The sequence below is a fragment of the Bacteroidia bacterium genome, assembly GCA_039924845.1.
In the GTDB taxonomy this organism is placed as follows: Bacteria; Bacteroidota; Bacteroidia; order DATLTG01; family DATLTG01; genus DATLTG01.
In genome coordinates, this window is the sequence record JBDTAC010000047.1 from 42,222 (window position 1) to 48,784 (window position 6,563).

Annotated in this window: 7 protein-coding genes; 1 reads left to right on the plus strand and 6 read right to left on the minus strand. The window is 30.9% G+C overall.

Going from position 1 to position 6,563, the window contains the following annotated elements; all coding sequences use genetic code 11:
• Positions 1-93 precede the first annotated feature (93 nt).
• The 6 genes from ABIZ51_05020 to ABIZ51_05045 form a co-directional block, all read right to left on the minus strand.
• On the minus strand, positions 94-783 hold the full coding sequence (locus tag ABIZ51_05020; GenBank protein MEO7088138.1) for a WbqC family protein: 690 nt from the start codon (positions 781-783) through the stop codon (positions 94-96).
• Between the two features lie 202 nt (positions 784-985).
• The gene (locus ABIZ51_05025; GenBank protein ID MEO7088139.1) at positions 986-1,321 is read right to left on the minus strand and encodes a glycosyltransferase; all 336 of its coding nucleotides are present in this window, start codon (positions 1,319-1,321) and stop codon (positions 986-988) included.
• 82 nt (positions 1,322-1,403) lie between these two features.
• Entirely contained in the window at positions 1,404-2,591 is a 1,188-nt protein-coding gene (locus ABIZ51_05030; protein MEO7088140.1) for a hypothetical protein, read from the minus strand.
• Positions 2,578-4,068 carry a hypothetical protein gene (locus ABIZ51_05035; protein MEO7088141.1) on the minus strand — a complete coding sequence of 497 codons (1,491 nt, stop codon included), beginning with the start codon at positions 4,066-4,068 and terminating at the stop codon, positions 2,578-2,580. The genes ABIZ51_05030 and ABIZ51_05035 overlap by 14 nt, the downstream gene beginning before the upstream one ends.
• Positions 4,055-5,176: a glycosyltransferase family 4 protein gene (locus tag ABIZ51_05040; protein ID MEO7088142.1), complete on the minus strand. Its 1,122-nt coding sequence runs from the start codon at positions 5,174-5,176 to the stop codon at positions 4,055-4,057. Before ABIZ51_05040 ends, ABIZ51_05035 begins: the two co-directional genes overlap by 14 nt.
• Positions 5,177-5,224: 48 nt before the next feature.
• Positions 5,225-6,169: an NAD(P)-dependent oxidoreductase gene (locus ABIZ51_05045; protein MEO7088143.1), complete on the minus strand. Its 945-nt coding sequence runs from the start codon at positions 6,167-6,169 to the stop codon at positions 5,225-5,227.
• A 185-nt stretch (positions 6,170-6,354) separates the two neighbouring features.
• On the opposite strand from ABIZ51_05045, the gene rpmB reads away from it, so the two are divergent.
• The coding region (gene rpmB, locus ABIZ51_05050; GenBank protein ID MEO7088144.1) for a 50S ribosomal protein L28 at positions 6,355-6,563 on the plus strand (209 nt) is incomplete at its 3' end.

Sequence of the window (6,563 nt, forward strand, 5' to 3'; positions counted from 1 at the left end):
ATTTATTTTTTTATTTAGAGGATAAATCGAAAGTGGGCGTAAAAAAATCTTCAACTGGTAAATATCGTTGATTATTTCGAATAAATATAAATTCTAATCTTCTGCATATTTCAAATATTCCTTCGCATCGTTACCTGTATTAAAAATCAAATCTAGAATTGTAACTCCATGCGCAAATGGCTCGTGCAGCTGATTGTATTCTTGGTAGCCACTGTAGTCCATCCATTCCACGTCAATACCTTCTTGTTTAAATAAATCTGTTTGTAAATAATTTTTTGCTGCAGGACCAGATATATATACATCTGCATTTAATTTTTTACATGCTTCTAATAGCCTTAGATTTCTATCTCCATCTAAATTTAATTCTCTCGAATCAATAATCTGAGTTTTAATATCAAGTATTTTGCAAATAGCTTTAATAAAGGAAGTATTGACTTCTGAAATAAAATCACTTTGATTTTCATACAGGCTAAATATTTGATCTTTGTATTCAGCAAAACAAGTTGCTTTAGAGTAATTCCCTTGTAAAGAGGAAATATGTTTTTTGTGCCAGTTATTGCTTGAAATTTTAGATTCAAATATTTTTTGAGTAAGATTTTCCTGTCTTACAGGTATCGTTAGCCATTTCAACCCATCTTTTGTACTGATTAAGTTCCTATTTCTCCAATCATTCTTTGTGTATTGCACCTCATCGTATATCACAAATACATCCGACTTTGCTATTAAATCAAAATATCCTTTCCATGGAATGTAATTAGATTGTAGTATAGAAATTTTTTTCATATTATTTTATTAGAAAATTCGGCGTAAATAACAATAGAATTTTGATTCTTTGTGTTTAATTTTTGAATCAAATAAAAAGGATAAAGAACATATTCATTTAATATTAATTTTAAATATATGCGCAAGGTTATTTTATTTCTATTACCTGATAAAATAATTTGCTCTTGCATATCCAATTGTTGTTTATATCCTTCACTTTTTTTTAAAATAAAGAGAATAAAATATTTGAAACTGGATTATCTTGTAAACCACAATCCGGCACAACTACCTCTTTTTCTTTTAAATAATCTAGTCCTGCAGTTATAGCATGATGTTGCCCAAAATCTCGGCTCAGTTGAATACCTCTAACTCGTGTGTCTTTTTTGCAGTTCTCAAGAATTTTTTTTCGCGATTTATCAGATCTTCTATCATCCACCAACACGATTTCAAAACCGCTTGAAATTGTGCTTAATTCAATCGTTAACTGTAGGATTAATTCGTCCATACAGAATTCTCCGTTGTAAACGGGAGTAACAACACTTTTTAACGGTCGATACATTTTTAATAATAATACGTTTCTTACTTTAAGAAAAAGATTTTAAATATAGGTATTATTTAAGAAATGAAGGTGCTGCCCTCGTTTATCTAAACCCAAAAATAGGCGATTTTAAAATGTAAATTATTCCTGTAAAAATATGTGCGCAAAAAATCAGTAAAAGTATTTTATCCTTTATGTGCAAACTTATTTTAGTTGCACATTGTTTGTAAAAAGCGATGGCGGTGGTTAAGAACAAAATATAATAACAAATAATAATTTGCCATGCAAAATTAGCATCAAATTGCCGGATGCCGGATTCTGTAAAAATGATATATACCAATAAAGCAACTGTAAAAAGAGCAATGCTGTATTTTAAGAGTAAATTATTTTTTACTTCTTTAAAATAAACGATCATAAAAACCAATGGGAATAATAATGAGCTTAAAAAGGACAAAGGGATGTTGTCCGACCAATGTGCCCAAACACTAAAAGGTGCTATTTTTATGGAAATGACAGTGCTGCCAATATAGACGCCAATTTTAGATTCTACCAATAAACCCAAAGCCCCTATAAATGTTATTCCTGCTGCTAAAAAAAAAAATTTGGAAAGCCCAAAACGTAGCAAACAAAATAAAGGAAATGCGATAATAAAACTCATAAAAAAACTCGGCTTTATGATTAAATTCAAGAGAATTAAAAATAAAATAATCCATAATTTTTTAGAATCAGGATGTAAAAGATATTGGTATGATTGATAAAAAAGTAATAATGCAAAAGGCATTAAAAAAATAGTTGTTGAATTATGCCAAGTATTTAGCGGAATATATCCCAAAAACATGGTGGCAGAAAACTTCCAAATAATATTTTCGCTAATCATCACTAAAAATGGAATTAGCAAACAGAAAAACAAAACTGATTTTTTTGCCAAAAAATCTGCAGAAACTGAATCTTGCAGGCTATTGCTGAATATTCGCTGACTGATTTTATATTTATACAACACACTCAGCGTTAAAATAATGACTGAAAAAATATGTACTGCAATGATATTTTTAAAAAATAACTGAGGGATTTGCAAAATCAAAAAATACAGAAAATGCACAGGTAAAACCTCGTGTCCGTGAAAAACAGCAAAAGCGAATGCGTTGTGATCTGGAATGTCTGGAAATTGTTTTAAAATGCAAAAAGAAAAGTCAAAAATACTGATGAGAGCAAGAAGCGCGTAAATAGAAATTTTGAAAAATTTCAAATTTGTTTTATCAATGTATTTAGATTGAAAGCTAAGAAATTTCATGTGTTTTTTTCTGATTTGAAATTACGGATAATAAATACATTAAAAATAAAATACATACTGGATACCCGCATAAGAAATAACGATTTTCGATGACAAATGTAGAATTAAAGATAATCGTAAAAACAATAATCAAAGGAATCGAAATAAGAATAATCCATTGTGTTTTATAGACTCGTTTTAAAAACATTATAATTGCTCCGAAAATTCCTCCTAAAACCACAATAAAATAAAGTCCGACGTAAAATAATTTTATCAACTTTTCATAGATTTTCATTTCACTAAATTTCGGCAAAGGCATCAACAAACTTGGGTTCGAAAAAATAAGTTTTTGAATGCGAATAAAAGGCGTAATAAAATACACTCGAAATTTATTTTCTTGCGAGTAAGATTCTTTAAACCGAATAGCCGTTTGTTCCGCCAATAAATTGAAAGAATCTTTTTTAGCGTCAGAAATAGTATTATCCGCACCTTCATTAAAAAGTGTTTTGAGGCGTAGCAAAGAATCTTTATTAAAATCAGCTCTGAAAACAGATGGACTAAATTGATATCTATTTATTTCCGAGCCTTTTGCATAATGAAACCACCAGGCATCGGAATTGTCGTAAAACTCGCCAGACTCGCCTCCCCAAGTGCAAATCATTTGGCGGATTGCAATAGCAGATGGGCGATAAGAGCCATATTTTTCGTAGGATTCGCTCAGTGGTGTTTCCAATGGAACAAATTCATGCAAAGCTTTGTAATTTCGAGCAATCCAAGCCGTTTCGAATATACCAAAAGAAATTATAAATAAAGCGGCATGAATGAACGCGATTTTAAAATTTTGTTCTTTAAAATAATGTAGAAAAATGAGAAGAGGAATTACAACAATGCTAAGGCCTAAAAAAGGACGCAGGAATATCGCCCACGCAAGAAAAAATCCAGAAAGAATCAAATTTATTTTTGTGTTGGAAACAAAAGCTTTGAATAAAAAATACAAATAAAAAATAAATGCAGATACCGAAAAACTTTCTGACAAAGTAAAAATATCGAAGATGGAAGTATAAGCGCTTATGGCAAATAAAAAGAAAGTGATGTAAAAATATTTTTCTTGTTTAAGCAGTATTAATGCGATGCGAGCCAAGATGTAAACACTGATTGCGTCCAATAGTATTTGCATTAAAACAAGCAGAACCAAAGCGATATGCGGATTAAAAATAGATCCTAACAAAAGATACGGAAAACTATAACCCGGCATTCTTCCTGCAAAAGGCACGCCTCCGTGTAAACTCATTGTTCCCGATGCAAAATACGTGTCAACCGGACCTAAAAACATGTAGTAATCATTTTGTTTTACCACAATTTTGCTCACCATTCTATCGGGAGTTAGATGATGTGATTGCAAAATAAAAAAGCTAACAATAAGCGTTTTAATAATTACTGAAATCAGTATCCAGAAAAAATAATTTTTCGGCGCGATGTATTTATTAATTTTTTTCATTGTCCGATTTAAGAATATTAAAAACTTCTATATGTTTTTCTGAAATTAATTTCCATGTAAAATTATTTTTTATTTTAGTAAAAGAATTATTTGATAATTTATTTTTTTCTTCTGCGCTCAAATTATAGAAATCTAAAATAGATTTTTTTAATGCACTGACATTATTTTTTTCAATTAAATAACCGTTATTTTCATCCACCAATTCAGCTGTTGCTCCTACATTCGACACAATAATCGGCATGCCGTAACTCATTGCTTCCAACACAACGGTGGGCATTCCCTCGAACAATGTGGGCAATACAAATAAATCGTTTCCCTTGTAAAGTGTTATCAATTGTTCGTCAGAAATAAAACCAAGATACTCCACATTTTTTAATTGGAAATGCGTACGATATGTTTCAAACAATGGTCCTTTTCCGCCAAGATGAAAATTTATTTTATCCGAATATCCTTCTGCGTTTAATTCTTTTATCGCTTGTAATAATACGTGAATTCCTTTGTTGTGTGCAAAACGCGCGACAAATAAAACGTTTAATTTCGATGAATTTTCTGTTCGTTCAAAATGCGGTGGTAAAATAACAGCATTGGGCAATACTACTATTTTTTGTTTTGAATTTTGAATTCTCTTGGCGAGAATTTCTGTCAATTTTCCACCTAAGGAAACCACTTTCGTGGAATGTTTAAAAAGGTAATTAAAAATAATTCGAAACGGAATTCCTGTTAATTTATCTTTTAACGAGATGCTTTGATACGCTTCTAATCCGTGAGGATTGACAATTATTTTTTGGTTAATTTTTTTGATGTTGTACCAAACCGAAAGTCCTTGCGAATAAATAATATAATCTGGATAATTTGCTAAAACAGCATAAACACGTTTCGAATAATGATAGCATTCCAATAAATAATTTTTGTCCTTATCAATAGGGGAAATAAATTCTTCTTTAATATTTAATTGAGGATCAAAAACAGAGACTTGATGCGGATGAATTACCACTAATTTTATGTTTTCGTTTTTTGCTAATTCTTCCATCAACAAACGCGAATGCCTCTGCATGCCGCCTACTTCGTGCGGAAAAATTCCATCGGTGCAAAAAATAATTTTTAGCATCGTTGAAAAAATAATTTTTCGAAGAGGTATTTTTGGAGCAAAATCAAATCAGTTTTTTACGTTTTGTTTTTCTGATTTTTGAAAAATTAATGTTTTGATGCCTTCGTCAATACCAATTTTTGGAGCCCATCCCGCAAAGACTTTTAATTTTGAAACGTCTGCCAATAAGTGCATACGTTCTACTTTTCGTACGCGCGACGCTTCTATTTCTATTGTAATTTTCTCGCCTAATTGTCGTTCAAAAGCGTCCACAATTTCGGTAACGGAATATTCTACACCTTGTCCTAAATTAAAAGTATCAATTCCTTTATCGAATTTTGTAATTAATAAATGAACCGCATTTGCCATATCGGAAGTATGAATAAAATCGCGCTTTGGAGTAAGATTTCCTAATTTAATAGTTCGTAAACCGGAATTAATTTGTTGCTGAATCTCTGGAAATAAATGTGGATTGGTTTCGTTCGGACCAAAAGCATTAAAAAATCGACAAATAATAGTTGGAATTTTCGTTTTCAAATGAAATTCGGTGCACAAATGTTCTCCGGTCAATTTCGATAAACCGTATACATCTAAAGGATCCAATTGATGGTTTTCTTTTACAGCCGAATCAGAAATCGGATAAACAGCCGCCGTAGAAGCGAACAGAAAAGATTCCAGTGAAGTTAATTTTTCGGCAGACTTTAAAATATTAATCGTGCCCTGAATGTTGATATTGCTCGATTCAAAAGGATGTTGGTTGCAATACGGAATAAAATGAATGGCCGCAAGGTGTATTATTTGATGCGGATTAATTTTAAGGATGGTTTTTTCAATTTCTTCTTTATTGAGAATATCTATATTGAAAAAATGAGATTCTGGGATAGAAATAAAATTCTTGTTGCCAAAAGATAAATTGTCGATTACATATATATCGTTGTCGTATTCTTGCAATTTTGCAATAACGGCAGAACCTATAAAACCAGCACCTCCGGTAACTAAAATCTTTTTTTTCATCTTTATTTTTAAAGGATTCAGAAAAGGCAAATGTACTATTTTTAAAGAATTCTAAAATGTACGGTCTTTGTCGCGATGGATACCGTTTTAAAAGAAATAATGCTTTGGAAAAATATTTTTTTGCAGATTACAATAAAATATACGTTCTTTGCACTCCATTTTTCGAATCATTAATACAAAATACGATGTCAAGAATTTGTGAACTAACAGGAAAAAAAGCGGTAGTAGGGAATAAGGTATCGCATTCTAATCATAAAACGAAACGGAAATTTTATCCGAATCTGAAGGTGAAAAAGTTTTTTATTCCGGAAGAAAATAAGTGGATTACTTTAAAAGTATCTACTTCTGCAATCAGAACAATTAATAAAAAAGGCATTTTTGCCTGCATGAAAGA